The 24,372-nt window shown below is 61.1% G+C and carries 17 protein-coding genes; 6 read left to right on the plus strand and 11 right to left on the minus strand.

From position 1 onward, the window contains the following. Positions 1-6: 6 nt before the first annotated feature. Genes mutL through R2855_08965 form a run of 3 tightly spaced genes read right to left on the minus strand, consistent with a single transcriptional unit; the run spans position 7 to position 5,073 of the window. Complete coding sequence (mutL, locus tag R2855_08955; protein MEZ4531145.1) at positions 7-1,797, minus strand: DNA mismatch repair endonuclease MutL; 1,791 nt, start codon at positions 1,795-1,797, stop codon at positions 7-9. Then, positions 1,794-2,411, minus strand: coding sequence for a DNA-3-methyladenine glycosylase (locus R2855_08960; GenBank protein MEZ4531146.1), 618 nt, complete (start codon positions 2,409-2,411; stop codon positions 1,794-1,796). Before R2855_08960 ends, mutL begins: the two co-directional genes overlap by 4 nt. Continuing rightward, positions 2,404-5,073 carry a valine--tRNA ligase gene (locus R2855_08965; GenBank protein MEZ4531147.1) on the minus strand — a complete coding sequence of 890 codons (2,670 nt, stop codon included), beginning with the start codon at positions 5,071-5,073 and terminating at the stop codon, positions 2,404-2,406. Before R2855_08965 ends, R2855_08960 begins: the two co-directional genes overlap by 8 nt. A 124-nt stretch (positions 5,074-5,197) precedes the next feature. Between R2855_08965 and uvrA the strand changes: the two genes are divergently transcribed. From uvrA to serS, 3 genes are all read left to right on the plus strand, one after another. After that, a complete protein-coding gene (gene uvrA / locus R2855_08970; protein MEZ4531148.1) occupies positions 5,198-8,110 on the plus strand; it encodes an excinuclease ABC subunit UvrA in 2,913 nt (970 codons plus the stop codon). Positions 8,111-8,302: 192 nt separating this feature from the next. Next, positions 8,303-8,857 (plus strand): HNH endonuclease, encoded by a 555-nt coding sequence (locus R2855_08975; protein ID MEZ4531149.1) that lies wholly within the window; start codon positions 8,303-8,305, stop codon positions 8,855-8,857. A gap of 85 nt (positions 8,858-8,942) precedes the next feature. Continuing rightward, the gene (gene serS / locus R2855_08980) at positions 8,943-10,247 is read left to right on the plus strand and encodes a serine--tRNA ligase (protein MEZ4531150.1); all 1,305 of its coding nucleotides are present in this window, start codon (positions 8,943-8,945) and stop codon (positions 10,245-10,247) included. A gap of 3 nt (positions 10,248-10,250) precedes the next feature. Here the strand turns inward: serS and R2855_08985 are convergent, their stop codons facing one another. Continuing rightward, positions 10,251-10,760, minus strand: coding sequence for a MoxR family ATPase (locus R2855_08985; protein ID MEZ4531151.1), 510 nt, complete (start codon positions 10,758-10,760; stop codon positions 10,251-10,253). Positions 10,761-10,810: 50 nt separating this feature from the next. On the opposite strand from R2855_08985, the gene R2855_08990 reads away from it, so the two are divergent. Continuing rightward, positions 10,811-11,302, plus strand: a complete 492-nt coding sequence (locus R2855_08990; GenBank protein ID MEZ4531152.1) for a hypothetical protein — start codon at positions 10,811-10,813, stop codon at positions 11,300-11,302. Here R2855_08990 and R2855_08995 read toward each other — a convergent pair. Next, positions 11,271-11,492, minus strand: coding sequence for a hypothetical protein (locus tag R2855_08995; protein ID MEZ4531153.1), 222 nt, complete (start codon positions 11,490-11,492; stop codon positions 11,271-11,273). The two genes, R2855_08990 and R2855_08995, sit on opposite strands and share 32 nt — an antisense overlap. Before the next feature lie 524 nt (positions 11,493-12,016). Here R2855_08995 and R2855_09000 point away from each other — a divergent pair. Beyond that, positions 12,017-12,307 (plus strand): hypothetical protein, encoded by a 291-nt coding sequence (locus tag R2855_09000; GenBank protein MEZ4531154.1) that lies wholly within the window; start codon positions 12,017-12,019, stop codon positions 12,305-12,307. A gap of 311 nt (positions 12,308-12,618) precedes the next feature. Here R2855_09000 and R2855_09005 read toward each other — a convergent pair whose 3' ends face one another. The 3 genes from R2855_09005 to R2855_09015 form a co-directional block, all read right to left on the minus strand. Then, the gene (locus R2855_09005; GenBank protein MEZ4531155.1) at positions 12,619-13,515 is read right to left on the minus strand and encodes a lysylphosphatidylglycerol synthase transmembrane domain-containing protein; all 897 of its coding nucleotides are present in this window, start codon (positions 13,513-13,515) and stop codon (positions 12,619-12,621) included. Positions 13,516-13,704: 189 nt separating this feature from the next. Beyond that, positions 13,705-15,081, minus strand: a complete 1,377-nt coding sequence (locus tag R2855_09010) for an O-antigen ligase family protein (protein ID MEZ4531156.1) — start codon at positions 15,079-15,081, stop codon at positions 13,705-13,707. A 46-nt stretch (positions 15,082-15,127) separates the two neighbouring features. After that, entirely contained in the window at positions 15,128-18,166 is a 3,039-nt protein-coding gene (locus R2855_09015; protein MEZ4531157.1) for an O-antigen ligase family protein, read from the minus strand. Positions 18,167-18,375: 209 nt separating this feature from the next. On the opposite strand from R2855_09015, the gene R2855_09020 reads away from it, so the two are divergent. Beyond that, positions 18,376-20,301, plus strand: coding sequence for a GAF domain-containing protein (locus R2855_09020; GenBank protein MEZ4531158.1), 1,926 nt, complete (start codon positions 18,376-18,378; stop codon positions 20,299-20,301). Between the two features lie 2 nt (positions 20,302-20,303). Here R2855_09020 and R2855_09025 read toward each other — a convergent pair whose 3' ends face one another. Genes R2855_09025 through R2855_09035 form a run of 3 tightly spaced genes read right to left on the minus strand, consistent with a single transcriptional unit; the run spans position 20,304 to position 24,288 of the window. Beyond that, positions 20,304-21,647: a heterodisulfide reductase-related iron-sulfur binding cluster gene (locus tag R2855_09025; protein MEZ4531159.1), complete on the minus strand. Its 1,344-nt coding sequence runs from the start codon at positions 21,645-21,647 to the stop codon at positions 20,304-20,306. Beyond that, the gene (locus R2855_09030; GenBank protein MEZ4531160.1) at positions 21,648-22,847 is read right to left on the minus strand and encodes an FAD-binding oxidoreductase; all 1,200 of its coding nucleotides are present in this window, start codon (positions 22,845-22,847) and stop codon (positions 21,648-21,650) included. It lies immediately after the preceding gene. Beyond that, positions 22,828-24,288 carry an FAD-linked oxidase C-terminal domain-containing protein gene (locus tag R2855_09035; protein MEZ4531161.1) on the minus strand — a complete coding sequence of 487 codons (1,461 nt, stop codon included), beginning with the start codon at positions 24,286-24,288 and terminating at the stop codon, positions 22,828-22,830. Before R2855_09035 ends, R2855_09030 begins: the two co-directional genes overlap by 20 nt. Between the last annotated feature and the right edge of the window lie 84 nt (positions 24,289-24,372).

Genomic DNA, 24,372 nt, shown 5'->3' on the forward strand with positions numbered 1-24,372 from the left:
ACGCAATCAGGTGCGCCAGAACTGTCGCTCTAGCTCATCTTGGGTCAACTTGAGCATCGTCGGACGCCCGTGACCGCAGGCGCGTGGCTGCTGTGTGCGTTCGAGCTGCTCGACGAGTTCGCGCATTTCCTGCAGACTCAACGTCTGACCGGCGCGAATCGACGTATGGCAGGCCACGCTGACAGCGACGGAGTCGAGCCATGAGCTGCCCGATCCGCCCTCTCCCAACTCCTTGAGGATGTCGCGAAGCCGTGCCTGGACATCGGTTCCGACAGCAACAGCGGGTACCGAGCGAACCAGAATCGAACTTGGGCCGAACCGTTCCAGATCGAATCCCACTTGACGCAACTCATCCAGCGATTGCTCGACGACCGCGGATTCCTCTGGAGAGAGATCGACCACCAGAGGATCGAGCATGGGTTGTCGCTCGACGCCAGCCGCAGCCATTTGGCCCAGAAACCGCTCATATACGACCCGTTCGTGCGCGGCATGCTGGTCGATCATGTACAGCCCTTCTGGCCCCTCCGCGATGATGTACGTGCTCGCGACCTGCCCAAGCACTCGAAGCGTTGGGAGCGACGGGCGTGGCGCCTCGCGAACCGGTTGCTGGGGTTGACTGGACGCGTTCGAGGACGGCAGCGGTACTGATGGCCGCTGTTGATACGGCTGGTGGTCGATAACCGGCAACGATGTGGGCAAGTATCCTCCGGCAACTGGTGCGGAGCTCTCGATCCGAATGCGGGGAGGTTCGGCGCGAGGAATGCGCGAGAGCGTGGCATGCGCCGCCCGCGAGATGGCCCGAGCCACAGCCCGCTCGTCCGCAAACTTCACCTCCGCTTTGGTCGGATGAACGTTGACGTCCACAAACTCCGGATCGAGCGAAATGCGCACAAGTGTGACGGGATGACGGCCCACCATCAGCAGGGTGTGATACGCCTCTTCCAGTGCGTACATCAACGTGCGGCTTTGGATCTGGCGCCCGTTGACGAAGAAGATCATTTGCTGCCGGTGGGATCGCGTTACCGTTGGCGCGCAGAGCCAACCCGTGACGGTCACACCGGGCACCCGTGCGTCAAGATCGGGCTCCTGTAGCTCGATGGCGGCGCGGCCGACATCGATGCCATAGACGGAGGTTGCCGCTTCGATCAGGTCGCCGCTTCCCTGAGTCGAGAAGCTGCGCCGCCCGTCCACATCGAATGAGAAGCCAATCTCAGGATAGGCCGCCGCATAGGCTCCGACCAAACGAGTGATGAGCCCGCTCTCGGTCGAAGGTTGCCGCTGGAACTTGCGTCGCGCCGGAACGTTGTCGAAGAGGTCACGCACCTGCACAACAGTGCCGCCACCCCCACTTTCGGCCAGTGTGGACCCGATGCTTCCGAATTCGACTCGAACGGACGCCGCCTGAGGCGCTTCATGCGAACGCGATTTCACACGCAGCGACGAGACGGCAGCAATGCTCGGCAACGCTTCTCCTCGAAAGCCAAGCGTGTGCAGTCCGTCCAGGTCCTCGAATGCGCTCAACTTCGACGTGGCGTGTCGCTGCAACGCAAGTGGCAGTTCGTCTGCCGCGATGCCGAACCCGTTGTCGACAACTTCGATCAATCGCGTGCCACCGGCTTCGATCGAAACGGCGATGCGTGTCGAGTGCGCGTCGATGGCGTTCTCGATCAGCTCCTTCACGACCGACGCTGGGCGCTCGACCACCTCGCCAGCGGCGATCTTGCCAATCGTTTCGTTGTCCAGGAGTTGTATGGGCACAGCGCTGCGTTTCGAATCGATCGGAGCGGGGTTGCTCACGACGAAGGTAGCATCTCCGGCGAAAACGGAACACCCCGCCGGTGCGCAGAAACGTAGCGATTGCCTGCTTCGAAGAAACGCAACTCGAGTTCAGGGGATTTCGTAATCCCGATTCGTTCACCCACGACGAGGGAGGCGCGTGCGCTCGCGGGTGTGATCCAGATGGCATCCGAAGTTGCCAGATCGACCTTGTGCAGACCGTCGTCGATCCCGAATGCCTGGCAGAGTTTTCCGGGGCCCGACGCCAGCTGCCGTAGTGCCGTCAAGCCACGGCGTTTCTCCATCAAGTCGATTCCGTCGAGTGGTTCGACAGCACGCACCAGCACGGCTCCCACGCTTTCCGGAGCATGGGCAACGATGTTGAACATCCAGTGCATCCCGTAGGATCGGTAGATGTAGATCGTTCCCGGCGCACGTTGCATCACATCCTGGCCGCGTTTCGACCACGCTGCATGAGATGCGCGATCGGAGGCATCGAGATATGCCTCGGTTTCGACAATGCGCCCGGACGTCACCCCGGCGGTCGAATAGCGCCAAAGCACGCAGCCGATCAGATCGACCGCGACGGTGGCCGTCGGGCGCTCGAAGAATCCTCGATCGAGACGGTCAGCCACCGAGTTCGTTCAGTCGCCGCTCGAGTAGCGCAATGCGCTCGACCGCGCTTGCCAGGCGGTCGCGCTGGACCTGCACCACCTTCTCAGGAGCGCGCGCCACAAAACCTTCGTTCGCCAACTGAGCCTCAGCGCGGATTCGCTCGGCGACTGCCTCTTCGAGCTCCTTCGCAATGCGCTCACGCTCTGCCGAAAGATCGACCAATCCGGCCAACGGGAGAACGGCGACGAGATCGTCAGCAGCGACAACGACATCGCCTTGTTCGGCCCGCGGCTCACCGACTTCGATTGTCAACTGATCGTCGCCAATACGGGCCAGCAGCCCGATCTCGCGCCGTGCGCCTTCGAAAACCGCTTGCGACTCGGCAGGAGTGAAGATCGATGCCGCGATCCAGCGTCCCGGCTCCACACTCGATTCGGTGCGGATGTTGCGCACCCGACTGACAAGCTCCATGAGCCGCGACCAGTCGCGTTCCGCGGCCAGATCACGCTCTGCCGCCTGCGGCCACGAGGAAACCATGATGCTCTCGCCCTGGTGCGGAATCGCTTGCCACATCGATTCGGTTGCAAACGGCATGAACGGGTGCAGGAGTCTCAGCGATCGATCGAGCACCCAGGCCAGCGTTTGCGCCACCTGCTGCTTCTCGTCGGGCGTTCCGCGCAAGCGCACTTTGGCCGCCTCGATGTACCAGTCGCACAGTTCTGACCAGATGAAATCGCGCAGTCCTCGCCCAGCTTCGAGGAAGGAATAGGTCTCGAGCAGATCGCTCGTCTCCGCGATGACCGCATTCGTCCGACTGACGATCCACCGGTCGACCAGAGCAGTGCTGGTGGGCGCAACTGGTCCATTTGCATCGAGCTCGACCTGCGTTTCACCGAAGACGCGCGTGGCGAAACGGGTCGCATTCCAGATCTTGTTGATAAAGTTCCGCGCGGCCTCGATTTGCCCAACGTGAAGCTTCGAGTCCTGGCCAGGACCGCTTTGCGTCACCAGCGCGTATCGCAGCGCGTCTGCGCCATATGTGGCAGTCAGCTCGGTTGGGTCGAGCACATTCCCTTTGGTCTTGGACATCTTGGCGCCGACCGCGTCCCGCACGGTGCCGTGCAGATAGACCGTATGGAACGGCAGTTCCCCTTGCATCTCCAGCCCGAAGAAGACCATGCGCGCGACCCAGAAGAAGAGGATCTCGTAACCGGTCTCCATCACGTCTGACGGGTAGTAGCGGGCAAGGTCAGCTGTCTGTTCGGGCCATCCGAGTGTCGAGAACGGCCACAGGCCCGAGCTGAACCAGGTGTCGAGCACGTCCTCGTCCTGCAGCACGGGACCACCGCATTCAGGACAAGTGGCGACAGTGTCATCCTCGGAGACGGTCAGGTGGCCGCACGACTGGCAATACCAGACGGGGATGCGGTGTCCCCACCAAAGCTGTCGAGAAATGCACCAGTCGTGGATGTTCTCCATCCAGTTGAGATAGACACCTTTGAATCGCTCAGGAACGAAGCGCAAGCTTCCGTCTTTGGCCGCCTGGATTGCGGGTGCAGCGAGCGGGTCCATCTTGACGAACCATTGCTCACTGATGAGCGGCTCCACCACGGTTCCACACCGGTCGCAATGACCGACGGGATGAGCGTGCTCAGTCACGCCGCGTAGCGCGCCATCCTGTTCGAGACGCGCCACCACTGCCGTTCGCGCCGCCGGAATGGTCATTCCCTCGAACGGCCCACCCTCCACATTGATCGTGCCATTCGGGTTCATGATGTTGATCGACGGAAGGTTGCAGCGACGTCCGATTTCGAAGTCGTTCGGATCGTGGGCTGGGGTGACCTTGACCGCTCCGGTGCCGAACGACATATCGACGGCATCATCGGCCACGATTGGAATCAAGCGATTCAGGATCGGCAGGCGCACGTGATTCCCGATCAGGTCGGAGTAGCGCTCGTCGTCGGGATGGACAGCGACCGCCGTGTCGCCAAGCATCGTCTCGGGGCGCGTCGTCGCGACGATGATCTCGCGATTGGGATCGCCATCCACAGGGTACGCCAGCTGCCAGAGATGTCCTGGCACGTCCTTGTGCACGACTTCGAGATCCGAAAGCGCTGTCATGCAGCGCGGACACCAGGAAATGAGCCGGCTCCCGCGATAGATCAACCCCTTGTCGTAGAGGTGCTTGAAGACCTTTCGCACGGCGCGGGAGGGCCCGGGGTCCATCGTGAACGCCAGCCGGGTCCAGTCGCATGACGCGCCCAGAATCATCATCTGCTCGCGGATGCGCCAACGCATCGGGTCCATGTATTCCCAGACCCGTGCCAGGAACTTCTCACGCCCCAGGTCGTGGCGCGTCAAACCTTCGGTGGCCAGGATCTTCTCGACCACCCACTGTCCTGCGATGCCGGCGTGGTCGGCGCCAGGCAACCAGAGCGCGCTGTATCCGTTCATGCGGCGCCAGCGGATCATCAAGTCCTGCAAGCTGACGAAGAGCGCGTGGCCGACGTGGAGCTCGCCCGTGACATTTGGCGGCGGCATGATGATGACGAACGGCTCGGCCTCGGGATCATCACTCGGTTGGAAAAAGCCCTGCTTGTCCCACCAGTCGTAGAGTCCCGATTCGACGGCCGCCGGATCGAAGGTTGGCGGAAGTTCTGTTGCTTTCAGTATGTCGGTCAAAGAGGAAGCCCTGGCGTAATCACAATCGCGCAATCTCTCAATTCTATGCCGGTCGGGGGTTGACGATCATGCTACAATCCTCGATGCGATCAAACGTTCGCCTTTTCCCGCTTGGAACAGAACTATGTCGCCGATTCTGGACAAGATCTCCGTTCGCGGTGCCCGCGAGCACAATCTGAAGAATATCGACGTCGATCTCCCGCGAGATCGACTTGTCGTGTTGACCGGACTCTCTGGTTCCGGCAAGTCCTCGCTGGCATTCGACACGATCTTCGCAGAAGGCCAACGACGGTACGTCGAGTCGCTTTCGGCATATGCGCGCCAGTTCCTCGGCCAGATGGAAAAGCCGGATGTCGATCATATCGACGGACTCTCGCCGGCCATCTCGATCGACCAGAAGGGCACCAGCCGCAATCCGCGTTCTACGGTCGGAACCGTCACCGAAATCTACGACTATCTGCGGTTGCTCTATGCGCGAATCGGGCGTCCGCATTGCCCGAACTGCGGCAAGCCGATCGAGCAACAGTCGGTGCAACAGATGGCATCCACGCTTCTGCAGCTACCGGAACGAAGCCGACTGCTGATCCTCGCGCCGGTCATTCGCGATCGGAAGGGCGAGCATGTGGCGGTGCTCGATGAAATCCGGCGGCAGGGATTCGTCCGCGTGCGCGTCGATGGCGTGGTGACCGACCTCGACGAACCAATCAAGCTCGCCAAGACCAAGAAGCACTCGATCGATGTTGTGGTCGACCGGGTGGCGCTCAATTTCGACGATGGCGTGGCGCCGGAAGACAGCCCCGAACGGGTGCGATTGATCGAGTCGCTGGAAACAGCGTTGCGCATCGCCAAAGGCATCGCGCTGGTGCAGATCGTCGATGGTGAAGAGCTCACCTTTTCCGAGCAGTTCGCTTGTGCCGATTGCGGTATCAGTCTGGGTGAGCTCGAACCAAGGAACTTCTCGTTCAACTCGCCGCAGGGCGCATGCCCTGACTGCACGGGTCTGGGCGTCAAGCTGGAGTTCGACCCTGAGCTCGTTGTCCCCAATCCGCGTTTGTCGCTCGATCAGGGCGCCATCGCTCCCTGGATGAGTGCTGCCGGCGAAGGCTATGCGTGGTACGCCGCACAGCTCGACGCGCTTGCGGAACTCTATGGCTTTTCGACGCAGCAGCCGTTCAACACTATCGACGACGACGCCCGCGCAGTGATCTTGCATGGTCTCAAGGGGCGGCAGATAACGGTCAAATATCAGGCACGCAACGGCCGGACCAAGGCGTATCAGGTCCCGTATGAAGGAGTCATTCCGAATCTGACGCGGCGATATGCGACCACCTCCTCCGACTACATCAAGGAGGAGCTGGGCAAGTACATGGCGTCGAACCCATGTCCGACGTGTCAGGGAACCAGATTGCGGCGCGAGATTCTTTTCGTGCTCATCGACGGCAAGAACATCGTCGATGTCTCCAGGCTCCCAATTCGGCAGGCGCAGGAGTGGGCCGAGCGATTGTCGGTCGATCCCGACAAGTCCGCCGACGCCATCTTGACGCCGCGTGAATACCTCATCGGTCGTCAGATCATGAAAGAGGTACGCGAGCGGTTGGGATTCCTGGTCGACGTCGGGCTCGACTATCTAACCATGGATCGAGCGGCGAACACGCTTTCCGGCGGCGAGGCTCAGCGTATCCGGCTCGCGACGCAGATCGGATCGGCGCTGATGGGTGTGCTCTACATCCTGGACGAGCCGAGTATCGGTCTCCATCAGCGCGACAACGACCGTCTCATCAAGACGCTATTGCGCTTGCGCGATCTCGGGAACACGTTGATCGTCGTCGAACACGACGAGGAGATGATGCGCGCGGCGGACTGGATCGTCGATATTGGCCCCGGCGCCGGCGTTCACGGCGGCGAGGTCGTGGCCGCGGGCAGCATCGCTGATCTTGCAGCCGTTTCGCAGTCCCTCACGGGCCAATATCTCAGCGGCGCACGCGCGATACAGACGCCTCCGGTGAGGAGAATGGGCAGCGGCAGGAGACTCACCGTTGTCGGGGCACGCGAGAACAATTTGCGGGATGTGATCGTCGATATTCCCCTCGGAACGTTCACCGCGATCACCGGGGTCTCGGGTTCGGGCAAGAGCTCGCTGATCACCGACATCCTCTATCCGCGGCTTGCGATGGAATACCATCGTTCCCGCCAACGCCCGGGCGCGCATGACGAAGTGCTCGGTCTCGAGCACCTGGACAAGGTGATCGAGATCGATCAGAGCCCGATCGGCCGCACACCGCGTTCCAACCCAGCTACATATACCGGCATGTTCACCCCCATCCGCGAACTCTATGCATCGCTGCCGGAAGCAAAGGCGCGTGGATACAAGGCCGGTCGGTTCTCATTCAATGTCAAAGGTGGCCGCTGCGAAGCATGTAAGGGCGAAGGGATCATCCAGATCGAGATGAACTTCCTGCCTGACGTGTTCGTTCCCTGTGAGGTCTGCCACGGCAAGCGATACAACCGCGAAGCACTGGAAGTGACCTTCAAAGGCAAGTCGATCGCCGATGTCCTCGAGATGACGGTCACCGAAGCGCTCGATTTCTTTCAGAACATTCCGAGCATTCGCAGCAAGCTGCAAACGCTGGAAGACGTCGGGCTTGGGTACATCAGGCTTGGACAGCCGGCAACGCAGCTCTCGGGTGGCGAGGCGCAACGTGTGAAGCTTTCATCCGAGCTTTCCAGACGCGCCACGGGCAGGACGCTCTACATTCTCGACGAGCCAACCACGGGTTTGCACTTTGCCGATATCGAGCGCCTGCTCGGTGTTCTGCAGCGATTGGCGGATGGCGGCAATACGATCGTGGTCATCGAGCACAACCTCGACGTCATCAAGTCGGCTGACTGGATCATCGACCTTGGTCCCGAAGGCGGAACAGGCGGCGGCCAGGTGATCGCCACGGGCACACCGGAAGACGTCGCGGCGAACCCGCTGTCGCACACCGGGCACTACCTCAAGGAGACGCTCTTCCCAACCGCACTGGCAGCCGACTAGGTTCTTGCGCGGGACGCGAGAACGACGCGGGACCGAATCCCCCATAACAAAATGACAAACTGTCAACCCTTGCGGCAATTCGGTCTGCCAACGTACCATCCGTACCGTCAGGGCGTGCATCCTCCCGGACGCGCTCGAAAACTGCCTGGTGCGAGGGCAACGATTCTTCGCGTCCGTCGAGAGCAGTTGCGCGTGAACAAGTCGGTTCTCGTTCTCAATCAAAACTACGAACCCCTGAATATCTGCAATGCGCGGCGCGCGGTCGTCCTGGTCTTTGGCGGCAAGGCCGAGATCCTCGAGACGCACGACGCGCTCATCACGACTTCGCAGGATGCCTTTCCCTACCCGTCCGTGATCCGGCTCATTTGCCTGATCAGGGCGCCACGCGCGCGGGTAAAGCTTTCGCGTCGCGAAGTCTTCTTGCGTGATTCATATACGTGCCAATACTGCGGCCGCCGCACTGGAGACCTCACCCTGGATCACGTCGTTCCCCGGTCACGAGGCGGCGCGCACACCTGGGAGAACCTCACGTCGGCGTGCAGGGCGTGCAATCATCGTAAGGGCGGCAAGTCGGTGGCCGAGGCTCGCATGACGCTCAAGCGAATGCCCTTCGAGCCGTCGCCGGGCCGCTACTACGCTATCGAGCGGCGGCTCGAGCAATGCATCACTGAAGGCTGGTACAAGTTCCTGCCGGGTATCGAGTCTTCAGAACGATCTACCAATTCCATGCCGTTGAGCGCGGACTGACACCCCGACGGTTTATCATCGTCGCCGCGCTGGACCTCACCGGCGCGGCGTTTTGGCGTTCTATCGCCCTGGAAAGGCTCGTTCGTTGATCGATCTCAAAGTCATTCGCGACCAAACGGATATGGTGCGGAGCGCGCTCCAGTCGCTCTATGCGACAGCGCCCATCGACGAGATCCTCGCGCTGGACGAGTCTCGCCGTCAGGTCGTGACAGAGGTCGAGACGCTCAAGGCCAAGCGAAACGAGGGCTCAAAAGAGGTTGGGCGAACCAGGGACTCCGAGCGCCGCGCCGAGTTGATCGAGGAAATGCGCATCCTGGGTGACGACATCGCGGCCAAGGACGAACAGGTGCGCGCCATGGACGAGGAGCTCTATGGACTGCTCCTGCATGTGCCAAACCTGCCGTTGCCTGAGGTTCCGGTTGGTCCTGACGAGTCCCATAACGTGGTTACCAAGACGGTCGACTACCAGCATCCCAAGGACTTCTCGGTTCGACCACATTGGGAGACGGCCGAAGAGCTCGGAATCATCGATTTCGATCGCGGCGTGAAGATTGCCGGAACGCGGAACTACGTGCTTCGTGGCGATGGGGCCCGGCTCCAGCGCGCGCTGATCACCTGGATGATCGATCTGCACACACAGAAACACGGCTACACCGAGGTCTACCCGCCATTTCTGGTGTTGACCGAGATGCTGGTGGGCACCGGTCAGTTGCCGAAGTTCGCCGAGACGCAGTTCCGGGATATCGAAGGCGAGAAGTGGCTGATCCCGACGGCAGAGGTTCCGGTGACAAACCTCTACCGTGACGAGATCCTGGAAGAGGCCGAGCTTCCGATCTACAACACTGCGTACACCGCCTGCTTCCGACGCGAGCAGATTTCCGCGGGTCGCGATGTGCGCGGCATCAAGCGGGGCTACCAGTTCGACAAAGTCGAAATGGTGAAGATCGTGCATCCCGAGACGTCAAAGGACGAGCACGCTCGACTCATCCGCGAGGCGGAGGATGTGTTGATCGAGTTGGAGCTGCCGTACCGGTTGTTGCAAATCTGCACCGGAGACCTTTCGTTCACCGCTGCGAACAAGGTCGACCTCGAGGTCTGGTCTCCAGGCGTCAATGAGTGGTTGGAAATCTCGTCATGCTCCAACTTCCTCGATTTTCAGGCGCGCCGCGCGAACATCAAGTTCCGCCCGGCTGGCGGCGGCAAGACTCAATTCGTGCACACACTCAACGGATCCGGACTTGCTCTGCCGCGCCTGATGATCGCCATCATGGAGAACTACCAGTTGGCCGATGGCAGTTTCGAGGTGCCGAAGGTCGTGCGCCCGTACCTCGGCGGCCAGAAGATCGTCGGAAAGCAGGCGCCGATCGGCCCCGCCGTCATACCGTCGTAGAGGTCAGGCGGCCGATTCTGGCACCTCGGACAAGAGTCCTCGCAGCACATCGTCGCTCGAGACGTCGTTCGATTCCGCCTCGAAGTTGAGGATGATGCGATGGCGCAACGCTGGCAACGCCACCGCGCGGATGTCGTCGTACGCCACGTTCAATCGCCCTTGCGTGAGGGCGCGGATCTTCGCGCCCAGCACGATCGCCTGCGCGCCGCGCGGACTGACGCCATAGCGTACATAGCGACGAATCGACTGGGTTGCGCGCGGATTCTCCGGGTGAGACGCCATCACCAATCGGACGACATATTCGCTCACACCGCTCGCAATGGGCACCTCGCGCGCCAATCGCCCCATCTCCAGAATTGTCTCCCCGGTGGCCGTGGGTTCGACCGAGAGATCGAGGCTGGACGTCGTGCGCCGCAGAATCTCGGCAAGATCGTCTTCGTTCGGAAACTGAACCAGCACTTTGAAAAAGAACCGGTCGAGTTGCGCTTCGGGGAGGGGATACGTGCCCTCCATGCTCGACCGGAGTTCTGGGTCGCAAGGACGAAGAACGGGGTTGCCATCGGATGGACCACATTGGCAACCGTGCAGGTTCGGTCCTGCATCGCTTCCAGAAGCGCCGACTGCGTCTTGGGCGTCGCGCGATTGATCTCGTCAGCCAGGACCAGATTGGCAAAAATCGGACCGCGCTGGAACGAGAAGCGGCGGTCCCGGCTCTCGGTTTCGATCAGAATGTTCGTGCCGGTGATGTCTGCCGGCATCAGGTCCGGTGTGAACTGGATGCGGCTGAACGTGAGCTCCAGCGAGTCCGCCAGTGTGCGCACCAGCATCGTTTTTCCGAGCCCAGGCACGCCTTCGAGCAGTGCGTGTCCCCCGGCGAGTATGCAGATGAGCACCTCTTCGACGACATCGCTCTGGCCGACCATGATCTTGGCGACCTCAGACTGGATGCGTTCGAATCGCTCCCGGAAATCCGCAACACTCATGCGTTCTTCGACGATGGACATGATTGGCCTCCTGTTGCGCTTATCGACGGGAAATGTAAACCGCAACGATGACCGTGACGACCATGAGTACGATGAACCCAATAGCCGTCACACCTACCAGAATGATCGACAGCTTCTCCGCGCGAGTTGGCTTCCGGGTCGCGGTCGGGCCAACGGTCTGATCTGCCCAGACCACGTCGGTATCCGTGCGGTCCTCGGACTCGACCACGAACCTCTGAAACCAGTACGAATCAGTCGCCACTCAGGATTCCGCCAACAAGCGTTTGCAACGACGCCGGCGCTCACTCGCCAATCGAATATTCGCGCCCTCGCGATTCGTCGCTGCCTCGCGTCTCGTCCCTGCCGGTTCGAAGCGAGCAAGGCTTCGATCGCGCGAGCCATGTCGGCTGGATCGGTGGGCTGGAAATACTCGACCTCATCCTCTCCGACTTCGCGAAAAACAGCAAGGTCTGACGCGGCAACCGGCGTTCCGGTCGCGAGCGCCTCGACAATCGGTAGACCGAATCCCTCATATCGGGATGGATAGACCAGCGCTGCTGCGGCCGCAAAGAGCCCTGTGACTGTCGAATCATCGATGTACCCAAGCTCGACAACTCTATCGGCAAGTCCAGGACGAGAGATCGGCTCGAGTTGCTGGTCGGCCTTCCATCCATGTCTCCCAACCACAACGAGCGATATCTCGTTTGGCAGTCGTTGCAGTGCGGCGAGCAGCGTGCTCAGGTTCTTTCTGGGTTCGATTGTGCCCACGAACAAGAGGAACGGCTCTTGCACGCCCAGGGTCGCAAGGTGTTCGGGCGGCAACGCTTCTGGCTCGAAGAACCTGGCAGCCGGGGCATTTGGCGCGACCACGACCCGGTCTTCTGGGAGCGCGAATCGTTCGAGAAGCTCAGCACGGGTTGTGTTGCTGACCGTGAAGACCGTTGTGGCGCGTTGAATAGCCCGCTCGACGACTGGCTCGAGATACGAGGCCAGTGGCGGAGGAGTCTCAGCTTCGGGGTGCAACCAGGCAAGATCGTGGACTGTTATGTGATTCAGCTCTTCCCGGCGGAACCGTAAAGTCTGGCGAATACGAAACCGCTGGTGAACCAGACCGCAGAAGTGGACCGGCCGGAAGCTGTCCACGGAAGAAGAAACGGTCGACATTTCTTCTCGACAGGAGAGACCTCGTTGCAGTCAGCGACTGCCAGGGATCCCGATCCGGGAGCTGAGGGTCGGCCGGGTGAGAGTCCAGCGCAAACCACAATCGCGTGTCCGCAGCCGAAAGGAGCGGAATGAGCGCACGGGTCAGCTCACGCGCATAGCGGCCAATTCCGGCGCCCTGATTGACCGCGGCGCTAACGTCGATGAGGATGTCACCTCGCACGATGTCAGGCGCGCTGCGGGGTGGCCCGTTTCCGGGTTCCCCACTTGAGCATGTACAGATAGACCAGCGCACCCACCGCAATCAGGCCCCAGTATGTGATCAACCGGTCGAGCAACGCGACAGACCCTGCGAGATCGACCGGCACATCGACGAGTTTCAGCACGGAAACAGTGGCCACCTCCACGACCCCGAGCCCAGCCGGAGTGAAGGGCAGCGTCGTCAACAATGCGGCCATCAGTCCCACGAAGATCGCGAGCTGGAACGAGATGTGTACGTCGAGGGCCTTCGCGACGAGAAACACGCGAGATGATTCCATCGACCAGATGAGCGCGCTCAGCACCGCTGGAACCAGGGGACGGCGCAAATTGACGAAGACCGATTCCTGCAGTGCTTGCCATTGATTGCGAAAGCGCAATGGCAAACGTGTCTCGATGTGATCGCGGACGAACCAGATCACCACGAGCCCAATCACTGCCGCGATACAGAGAGCAACCCCGACATAGAGCGCGTTCGACGCACCCGACGGCATGTTGCCGTGAAAAGCCACGAGCGCTGAGACCGCAAGCATCGACACGAGCACCATGAGGTCGATCACCCGCTCGGTCAGAACGGTTCCAAACCCAATGGAGTAGCGGATTCCGTCGTCGACTTTGACGCGATAGATCCGATAAGCGTCGCCCAGCTTTGCCGGGAGAATGCAGTTGAAGAACCAAGAGACGAGCAGGACGGCGGTCAGGTACCCAACGGGAGGCACCCTCGTTCCGGGCAAGGACCCGGCTCCCGCGACCACGAGCATCCAGCGCCATCGCACTGAGCGCAGCACGATGGTGCCGACGTAGACCGTGATGGCAGCGGAAAGCAGCATCAGGTCGGCCGATCTGATGTTTCGCGACCTCGGCAAGATCGAGATCGAGTCGCCGGAAGAAGAAAACCAGAATCGCAACAGCGAACCCGAACGAAATCAACGTTCGCGGGCGAAGCAGGCCCTTGCCGAGCGCAGCGGGATCCCCAACGGGTTGATCGGCATCGGGCGGCAACTCAGACTGCGGCGTCGACCCGAGCTTGGACTGCACGGTGTCAGAATCGATGCTCACGAATTCCCCCGCGCGCTCCACGCTTCGGTGCCGATGGCAATTGCCATCGCCCAGATGACGACTAACTGGATATTGAGGCTCAGAACATGAACGTACTCGAAAACGGCATGCGCCCCCGTGGCGGCGGTTACCCCGGCAGCGCCTATGAGCAACGCCAACCTCGATCCACCTGGCATGATCCGAATCGAACGGACGATGATGAGCGAGACTCCCATGAGCATGGCGATATACGCCGTCAATCCCACGACCCCGGATTGTGCAAGAAAATGAAGATAGGTGTTGTGCGCGTGCCCTCTACCTATGCGAAATCTCCATTCCTGGGTGAAGTCCCGGTAGTTTAGGTCGTAGTTTCCCGCTCCGACTCCAACAAATGGATGCGCCTTGGCCATCTCAACCGCAGCAGTCCAGTGCGAGAGCCGTTCCTGCACCGCGAAATTCGCAGGGGTAACCAGCGTCTCCTCATTTGCGAACGTCTTCACGCCGGCGGAAACGATCCCAATCGAGATCGTCAATAACGCGAGCGCGACAATCAATCCTAGCGGAGCCAGGCGCACGATCGAGATCCGCAGATGCGGGATGAGCATTGCCCCCACGATGGCGAACCCCGCCGCCATGCCTGCAAGTCCACCGCGCGACTGCGAAAGCACCGATCCCAGGAGTCCGGCGAACACCCCGACCATCCAAAGCGGCCGCAATCGAGGCGAGAGATACCAGCGCCCGTCGCGTATGGCATCACCCCCAGGACCGAGCAACAACGCCAGGAAGAGCGGCACGGTCAGCTCGAGATAGATCGCCAGCTGATTGGGATGCGTAAATGGACCGTACGCGCGCAGGAACCCACGCACCTGATATGACTCTGGTCCCACGGCATAGATCACCTGCCAAAGCGCCAGCACGACCGATCCCAGGACTCCGAGCAGCGAGCCGACGAGAAACGGAAGCGGGCTTCCCCCTCGCCGGTAGGTGTTGAAGGCGAAGCATGAAATGATGCCCGTTGCCAGCCAGCGATACGTCTCTCCGATCCAGATGCCACCGTCGCGCGCATTCCACACGGAGAGGACCAACGCCGCGATCAATACAAAGACCGAAACGGTAACGAAGTCGATCAGGACGCGCTGACGGGAACGGAGAAGGGAGACCGTCCATCCGGCGAGCAGCGACCAAATTGCAACTTTGGTCAGCGTCACCGATCCACTCTGGATTCCGACCTGGCTGTACGTCTGCACCGGTAGCGTGAGCGCAAGCACTCCCAGACCCCAGTCACGTTTGTTCATGCCGAGCCAGACGCAGACAGCGATCGCCAGGACGAGTCCGGTCGTTTGCCAGTCAACCGAGCCAACCAGAATTCCGATCGCGACGACAGCCACAGCCATTGATGGAGTGGCTATAGCCGGTCTTGCATCTCCTCGAATAGCCGCGTCAGTCATGTCGGACCAGTCGTCTTGACGACATCGAGCCCAATACGAGCGCAATCGCCAACCAGGTCATGGCGGAGAGGTCGGTGAGAAAGTATCCATTGTCGACCAGACCATGTCCCACTCCGGCTCCCAGACACCCAAGAGCGCCGAGTTGCCATGGCGAGAGCGCGATTCTCCCCATGCGTGACTTCCATACCAACCATCCACCGGCACACAGAAACCCCAGCAACAGGATCAGGCCGGGCATTCCCAGGCTAAGCCAGCTGTCGAACACGAGGTTGTGCGGATGAGATGAGTATCGCTCATCCCAGATGCGCGGATCGATGTACCTTGCCTGGTTGAGCCAGAGAAACTGATCGAGACCAATACCGCTCAGCGGAAAATCCCGCACCATCGCGCCTGCCCCGTTCCATAGGTACCGTCGAGTCTGGAAGTAGCCGGAGGAATCGGAACCTGAAAACCTATCGGAGGCAAAGAGCGCAAAGGCAACAGCAGACGCCAGCGTCCCAACGCCCAGGAGTTTCCACCCGTGCTCGATGGGATGAGCCAGAAGGATCACCGCGATTCCAACGGCAATGCCGATGATCGCGCCCCGCGAAAACGTGGTTGCGACGCCAAGCAAGGTCAGTGCTGAACAGACCCGAAAGAGCCACCCCCAGCGCGAGTGAAGCAACAGCGCTGGTCCCAGTGCGAGCATGAAGGCACGTTCCAGGTAGAGAGCCAGATTGTTTGGATGGAGATAGGTAGCTGTGGATCGCTGGACCTCGTCGACCGAGAATGAGGTACTTGCAAACCCCAACTGCCAGATCGCTGCCAACCCAACGGCAGCGGCTGGCAAGACCAACGCAGTCGTAAGCGGTGCGGGCCCCTCTCGGGCGATCGCCCGTCTCGCCAGCAGGAAAAGCAGCAGGGGTTCGAGGATGACCCAGCGCCACGTTCGCAGTGCTTCGGCGCGGTGTGAATCGAACGGCATCCAGATGAGCGAAAGCGATCCAATGATGAACAGCGCGATCGGAAGGATCCAAACGACCTCGAAACCGGGATGCAGCTGCACTCGCCCCTGACGGTTCTCCGAATAGTCGTACGCAATCCGAAGCAGCGTTCCGGCAAGAGTCGCCAGGATTCCGATTTCCAGCAACCCCAGGTGCAGCGACCCGACCTCGATCGGGTGGAATACGAGCGGAATCGCTGCGCATGCGCCGTACAGAGCGCCCTCAGGGGAAACCACCGCAAGCAGCACGGCAGTAACGATACATGCACCCACGAACGGCGTGCCGGACAGCTGCCAGGCGGTTGCCCCGATCGCCAGGGTCGCTGCCCAGATGACGAGCGATCGCTGGCCAGCGCCGAAATCGCTTCTCTCGTTCTGAATCATCGTGTGCGTGGCATCGGCCGCCAATCCGGCAACGACGGCAACTGGGGACCTTGTGTCGCCGCGCCGCCTGGCGCGTGATCCGCCAGCTCGGCCGCAACTGTACGATCTCACGGCAACGCCGGTGATCGTCATCGCAAACGCGATGGCAGCGACCACCTCAATGCCGCAAGGCTGCGGGTCGCGCGAGACGACGGCCCCGCCGATCGTGAGCTGTCCGGGATCGGACATGGTCAGGGTGAGCTTATGCACGCCATCGTCCAGGTTGGAAGCGAGCGACACCGCAATATCCTGAGCCTGGTAGTAGGTCAGATCGATCGTCGAAGCGCCATCGTCGTCGCCCCAATCGGGCAGCGGAGCCCCATCCAGTGTTGCGCGAATCAACCCCGCATCTGGGCTGCGACGCAGATAGACCACGATGCCGGTGCCCTCGAATGTGATCGTTGTGGTCGCGCCAACCTCGCTCGTCGTCTTGAAGACGCGTCCGTCGAGGTGTTGATCGTTCCATGCGCCGCCGTAGGTCACCGGTCCTGAATCCATCGGAACGAACCCGGTTGGCGCAACGGTCCCCACTCCCGAGTCTGCGAGTTTGGTGACCGACTCGAATGAGACGGTGGAGGTACCGTCTTCGTTGAGGAGGGCCCGGCCTTCGTCGCCTGGACCGGCTTGCTGCGGCAGCAAAGCCCACTGAAAAACCGGACCCGCCCAGGGCCATTCGGTGCGGATCCGTTCCATGCCCGCCACCAGGTACTCGGCCTGCATCTGACGGGAGATACCGCCTCCTAAATCCCATCCAAAATGGGTAATCCACACCGGTTTGGTGGAGTCGCCTTCCTCGATCATGACTTCGCGGAAGAGCTCGGCGCGGGACAAGCTGGGGGTGTCGCCTGCGACGCGGCGGTCATACGGAGACGCCACTCCCCCATCGACCGCGGCCGCGGCAGCATCGAAATATGGAGCGCCCCCGACATCGTAGACATTGTGGAGAAACCTGAGATCGTCGCCCGTTGTGCCGGTTGCGCCGGTAGGAGAGAACTCCGCGAGAATCACCTGGGTTTGCCCGTTTGCCGTCCTGATGGCGTTGAATGCAGGTGCAAGCAGCCCGACATATTCATCAGCGGTCGCCGCGGTACCACCCCAATGGGCAGGATCGTTCGGCTGGTCCCAAACCTGCACATAGTCGACATACGCGCCATAGCGGCCGACGAACTCGGTCAGAAATGCCGCGAAATCAGCCGAATTGCTCGGCGGAGCGACGCTTCCCTCCACGGAGCCCGGCTTGGCAGCCCAGACCGGCGCGCCCTCGACAACTGCTACGATCTGGATTCCGGCGTCACTCAGATTGCGCACGATTGGATCGTATGCGTCCCAGTTGAACTCGCCCTGTGTCGCCTCGATATCGTCCCAATCGAACGATTGCCGCACGATGGTGAAACCATTGGATCGCAACGTCGAGGCGATCGCCTCGATCTGGGACTCGGAGAACGATCTCAAATCGACATTCGTGGCCAGACCGCGCCCGGACACCTGTTGCACGTAGGGTGGTTCCGCGCTTGTTTCGATTCCGCGATGCAGGTAGACGTCAGCCACCGCAGCGCCGAGCGCCATCATCAGTCCGACCGACAGGAGCAGGAGCGCGCGCACCAGGCGCCCAAAGCTTCCATCCACTCCCGGATCCGTCACGATCGCAGCGGCGATTCGCCGTCGAACGGAGCCGTGCCGGCGTGGCGCCGACCCCGATTGGGTCGGACTCTCTGGCGTGGGCCGATAGAATTGCTGTGACGACTCGCTTCGTCGTTGACGCATGTGCTGACCGTTCTCGTCTCGGCGAAATGACGCCGACGGTCAAGAGTACAAGATTGGATACCGGTCCCAAGATGATGACGCCGCCAGAGCGGACCACAGACATTGACGAAATCCGCAACCAACCTGGACTCGCAGCAGAAGCCGAGTTCGAAAAGGCCCGAAGGGACTACGAGGCCATGGGCGCGGAAGCGGCGCATGACGGTCTCTCGCTGGAGCAAACGTTCGCGATTGCGCTCGAGGCGTTCGATCGATCACAGCCGCTTGCAGATGAGAACCGCAACGAACGTCTCAGCGTTCTGCTCGCCTCAATCGCCAATGGTCACCGCACTGCCCAGTTGTCCGGTTTCCCGGCAGATTCCGCACGTGACATTGCTGATTCGCCACTCATTTCCCGATTGAACGCGCTGCACCGAATCAGTCGAGCGGCAACTATCACAACGTCATCGACGGAGTACCTGCGGAAGAGCATCGAAGCGATCATCGAAGCTGCTCATGCAGACGCGGCCACGGTTTTCGTCTTCGACCGGCCGACAAACAGCTTCACCCTGGCCGGCCAACATGGATTCGATCCCGGATTGGTCGGCACGATGACGATCCGTGGTGATCGCGGCATCATCGGCCGGGTGATGGCAGAGGGCAAAGCCGTCTTCGCCGGAGAGGTGAAGAACGACCCTGACTGGTTTCCCTCTCCCGCTCTGCGAGACGAGATCTATCGGTCGCAGGCCTCCCTCCCTATGCTGCTGGCGAACCCGGACCGCATGGTTGGTGTCCTGACCCTTTGGATGCGGGAGCCCCAGGCGTTCGACGAAGGCGAGCGCGCATTTCTCAAGGACGTGGCGTCCGAGTTGGCTATCGGTGTCGAGTACACCCAGCTCCATTCGCTGACCGACGAACGCCTTCGGCGGAAGATCATCGAGCTCGGAACATTGCAGCGCGTTTCACGCACAGTTGCCTCCGCGCTCGACCTGAACGATGTGCTTCGATTCGTCAGCGAGTCGGCTGTAGAACTGACCAACGCCGAATCCGCTGCGGTGTTTCGACTTCCAAGTCCCGGAAAAGGAGAAGAGTCGGCTCCGATGGTCGAGTATCGGGTCGGCACCGCCCGTCAGGTCTCCGACCAGGCGTCGCGTGATGCATTGCTGAGCGACGTCATCAACTCGGGCAGCGCGCGCGCGGTCGACATGGATTATGTCGACGGATCGAACATCCTCTACTGCATGCCGCTCAGTTCCGCCCGTGAGCGTTGGGGCGCGCTCTGCGTTCGGCTCAGAACCGGCATGGAGGTAACTGAGGACGACCTCGCGCTCCTGCAGGCGTTCACCGACACCGCTTCGATAGCAATCGAGAACGCAGAGCTCTACGAGGAGGCTCGCCGAAGCGTGGAAACCGCGTCCACGCTATTGCAGGAAATGCACCATCGCGTGCGCAACAACCTGCAGACTGTGGCCGCATTGCTGTCACTTCAGTTACGGCAGGTCGAAGGAAGTGAGGCGGAAAAGCACCTGCAGGACGCAATTGGGCGCGTGCAGGCGATTGCCTCCGTGCACGATCTGCTCAGCGACGAGTCACGCTTGCGCGGGGCGACGATCGATGCAATCGCCCGTCTGGTGGCGGACGAAGTGAAGATCACGCTCATTCCGCCGAGTCTGAGCGTTCAGTTCGTCATCGAGCCAACGGACGTGGTCGTGCCAACCAAACAGGCGACCGTGCTGGCGTTGCTGTTCAACGAACTCATCTCGAACTCGATCGAGCACGGATTCGCGGGTCTCGAGCACGGTCTGATTCGCATTCGCACCTGGAAGACCGGGAATCTGGTGACGATCGAAGTCAAAAACGATGGCAACACGCTACCCGCCGATTTCGAGGCATCCGATAATGCGGGAATCGGTCTGCGCATTGTCCAGCGACTGGTGGAGTCGGATCTCAAAGGGGAGTTCTCGCTCCAGCGGCACGGCACCTGCACCGCCGCCCGAATGACATTCCCGGCAATCGCCTGACGCTATTCCGGCTCGGACGCCGGTCCCGTCGCATTCGCGTAGGCCTCGTCGAGGAAGTCCGCGATGTGCGTCACCTTGATGTCGGAACCCGCCTCTCGCAGCAATGTAGCGATTTGAATGGCGCAACCAGGATTGGCGGTGACGACCTCGGTCGCGCCGGTTTCGATGATGTGACCCACTTTGCGCTCACCGAGCTTCCGCGCCATCTCCGGCCGCAAGATGTTGTAGATCCCGGCGCTTCCGCAACAGAGCGACGACTCCCGCATCTCGACGAATTCGAGTTCCGGGATTGACTTGAGCAATGCGCGCGGCTGGGCAGTAATGCGTTGCGCGTGCGCCAGGTGGCACGCGTCCTGATAGGTGATCTTTCGCCTGATCGGTCCGGGAGTCGTGCGGTTTTCCGCGGCAACGAACTCTGAGAAGTCCTTGACTCGCAGCGCGAAGTCATGCGCCCGCTCGGCGTAGTCCGGATCGTCCTTGAGCAGGTGCCCATACTCCTTGAGCGTGGAGCCGCACCCGGCGGCAGTCACTACGATCTCCCGGTCCGGGACAGCTTCGAACGCGTCGATGTTGGCCCTCGCCATTTCCCGTGCCAGCTCGAACATGCCGCTGTGAACCTGTAGCGCGCCACAGCAGCCCTGACAGGGAGGGACTTCGACATTGGCGCCGTTGCGAGCCATGACGCGACAGGCGGCGCGATTGGTGTCGCCAAAGGCGGTCCCCATTATGCAGCCGTTGAAGAGGAGGGCCGCGCGCTCTGGTTCAGCAGCATTCCACGTCTCGCGACCAGGCTTGAGCGGTTTCCCGTGGGTCGCAGGCGCCATCTTCTCCATCTCGGAGAGACCTAACAGCTTCAAAGCGCCGGTCTTGCGGGCAACCCTCTGCAAACCCGTGGTCTGATAGAGTCTGGTCATGCGTGCCACGGCGCCCATCTTGCGCATGTCTGAAAACGTCCAGTCGAGCATGACCTTACGTGCGATGCGCTGCTTGGCCGGTCGATGCAATCGTTGCTCGATCTGGTAGCGCGCGGCCTCGACCAATGGTCCGTACTGGACACCGGACGGGCACACAGCTTCGCAGGCCCTGCAATTCAGACACTGGTACATCTGCTCCTGAAAGAGCGGATCGTCGATCGAGAGCCGCCCCTGGGAGACTGCGCTCATCAACCAGAGTCGACCCCGCGGCGAGGACATCTCCTGGCCCGTGATGCGGTAGGTCGGGCACGACGACAGACACATCCCGCAATGAACGCATGCTTTCAGGAGCTCAGGGTCCGGAGCATCCGTGTCGGTGTACCCAACGATTTCTCCAAGCTCCTTGAGGTCGGCAGAGGTGGCAACGGGCATCTAGAGCTCCGGAATGACGCGGCCTGGATTGAGCACCGACCGTGGATCGAATTGTTGTTTGAGTTGGCGCATGAGCTCGAGTACGTCCTCCGACGTCCCGAATGTTCCCACTTCGCGCGTTACAGACTCCGGGGCCGACACAATAAGCACCGTCACGCCATCGTTTCGCAGACGCCGTATCGCGTCCGCGAGCGCCGTACTCGTTTCGTCACGCGTGGTTCCAGTCACTCGGACCGTTCCCAGGCCAAGCGAGACTCGAATATCTTCGACACTGACACCGGCGGAATCGAATGTAGCCAGAGCCGTTTCGAGCGTTCGGATCGTCCGTGCCGGTTTGTCGCGCAGTTGCGCGACGAACTGGTCGGTCTCATCGGGAAAAGCTTCCTTTGCGACGTATCTCGTCCAGAAGTCCCTGCTCTCATCGGAGACGATCACACGCCCGTCACCCAGTCGCTCAGCAAGCTCGCGGGCCATCTGGTCGACCGTCGCTGGTCGGCCCTCGATCCGCGTTGCCACCCGCCACGCGTCGCGGTTTCGATGCGCTTCGAAACTGATAGGGCGAATGCGACCACTGCCAACCGAGACACGGTCGCTTTCGAGCTCCGACAGCGAGGCACGATCCGCCAGGACGGTCGCTTCGGCGCGTGCCGCCGGAACGACTTTGAAGTTAGCGCTCACGACGACTCCGAGGGTGCCGAGCGCGCCGAGGTGCATGCGCATCAGGTCGAATCCACTGACATTCTTGACGACCATGCCACCCGCATTGCCCAACGTGCCATCGGGGTAGGCTGCCTGGATGCCGATCAAAGCGTCGCGCAATGAGCCGGAGCCGAGCCGACGCGGGCCACAGAGCCCGGTAGCAATCAACCCGCCGATGGTCTCCACGTTCGGTGCGGGAACTTCGATCGGAATCGTCTGCCCGCGCGCGGCGAGTTCCCGCCAGACCGATTCGATCGTGGCGCCTGCCTCCACCGAAATCGTCATATCGTCTGGCTCATACGCCAGGATCTTGTCGAGACTCTTGGTCGAAACCCTCTGAGTTTCACGACTGAGCGGGTTGCCAAAGGCGAGCTTGCTTCCGCCGCCAACTGGCGAAATCGCCTGCCCACGCGCTGCCGACTCCCCCAGCAACTCGGCAAGCTGCCGTGGTGTCTCCGGCGTCGCGATCGGCAAGGTTGAGCTAGAGGGGGTAGATGCCATATTTCTGCGCCAATGCCGCGTTGTAGTGCGCGCGCACCTCGCCGCACATATAACCCCTGGGGAAGAGTTTTTCCGGATTCATCGCGCCGGACGGGTCGAAGGCCTGCTTGACCCCCGCCATCGCCGCCAGATCGTCTCCCGTATAGACCAGCGTCATGTAGTCGCGTTTCTCAGTGCCAATTCCATGTTCGCCGGAAAGCGCTCCGCCAATGCTTACGCAGTATTGGATAAGTTCCTTGCTTGCCCCGACGACCTTCTCGATGTCGGACTTGTTCATGCGGTCGAAGAGCATTAGGGGATGCAAATTCCCATCACCGGCATGGAAGACGTTTGCGATCGGGAGATCGAAATTCCTGGAGATTTCCTCGACCTGGGAAAGGGTTTGGGGCAGTTTGGTGCGGGGCACGACAGTGTCGTGCAGGTAGTAGCTCGGCGCGAGACGGCCCATTGCGGCAATCGCCATCTTGCGCCCCTTCCAGAGCAGATCACGTTCGGTTTCGGTGATGGCCTGGCGGACCAGTGTCGCTCCAGTCTCGAAACAGATCTTCTCGATTTCGCGGGCAGTGTCTTCGACATCCTCGGTGACGCCATCGGTCTCGACCAGCAACACCGCGCCGGCGTCCATCGGATATCCGGCGTGGTAGGCCGGTTCGACTGCCTGAATTGTCAGGTTGTCCATCATTTCCAGCGCTGCCGGGAGAATGCCCGCGCCAATGATGCGCGAGACGGCCAACGATGCACTTTCGACGGTCGGAAACGCCGCCAGCTGCACCGAGATGGTCTCCGGCTTCGGAGTCAATCGCACCAGCGCCTTGGTGACGATGCCGAGCATGCCCTCGGATCCCACAAAGACGCCAGTCAGGTCGTACCCCGACTGTTCCTCGCCTCGCCCGCCGATCCAGCGGACCTTCCCGTCTGGATCGACGACTTCCAGTCCGAGAATGTGATTGGTGGTGACGCCGTACTTGAGACAATGCGGACCACCTGAGTTTTCGGCCACGTTTCCGCCGATCGTGCATGCGCGCTGGCTCGATGGATCGGGAGCGAAGAAATACCCGCCTGGTTTGACCCAATCGCTGAGCTCGAGATTGATGACACCAGGTTCGACCAATGCGATCCGGTTGTCGTAGTCGACCTCCAGAATCCCTGCCATGCGAGTGAGGGCAACGACGATACCCCCGCTTTGCGCGACAGAACCTCCAGAGAGACCTGTCCCCGCGCCCCGAGGAACGATCGGCAACTTGTGGGCGCGAGCGATCTTGACGACGCTGGCAACCTGCTCGACGGTCTGCGGAAGTACGACTGCTGCCGGGCGAGACGTCTCGACTGCCGCATCGACCGAACCGTCGTACTCGTAGACGAGCAGGTCGGACGAGCCGCCGAAAACATTTCCGGCTCCCACCGCTCGTTCGAGCTCATCGATCAGAAGGGACGTCGTCATGTGCGTGAGAAGTTGCTGGATACGGGCAGCAGTGTCATAGCGCTATTGTGCCATGGTTCTCAGATCGTTACGCGGCGTTGCAAG

Source organism: Thermomicrobiales bacterium (assembly GCA_041390825.1).
GTDB lineage: Bacteria > Chloroflexota > Chloroflexia > Thermomicrobiales > UBA6265 > JAMLHN01.

Coding starts and splice junctions, on each gene's coding strand:
- uvrA (MEZ4531148.1), top strand. CDS start 5,198: ATGTCGCCGATTCTGGACAAGATCTCCGTTCGCGGTGCCCGCGAGCAC.
- R2855_09010 (MEZ4531156.1), bottom strand. CDS start 15,081: ATGGCTGTGGCTGTCGTCGCGATCGGAATTCTGGTTGGCTCGGTTGAC.
- R2855_08990 (MEZ4531152.1), top strand. CDS start 10,811: ATGGACCACATTGGCAACCGTGCAGGTTCGGTCCTGCATCGCTTCCAG.
- R2855_09035 (MEZ4531161.1), bottom strand. CDS start 24,288: ATGACGACGTCCCTTCTGATCGATGAGCTCGAACGAGCGGTGGGAGCC.
- R2855_09020 (MEZ4531158.1), top strand. CDS start 18,376: ATGATGACGCCGCCAGAGCGGACCACAGACATTGACGAAATCCGCAAC.
- R2855_08985 (MEZ4531151.1), bottom strand. CDS start 10,760: ATGGAGGGCACGTATCCCCTCCCCGAAGCGCAACTCGACCGGTTCTTT.
- R2855_09030 (MEZ4531160.1), bottom strand. CDS start 22,847: ATGGCATCTACCCCCTCTAGCTCAACCTTGCCGATCGCGACGCCGGAG.
- R2855_09025 (MEZ4531159.1), bottom strand. CDS start 21,647: ATGCCCGTTGCCACCTCTGCCGACCTCAAGGAGCTTGGAGAAATCGTT.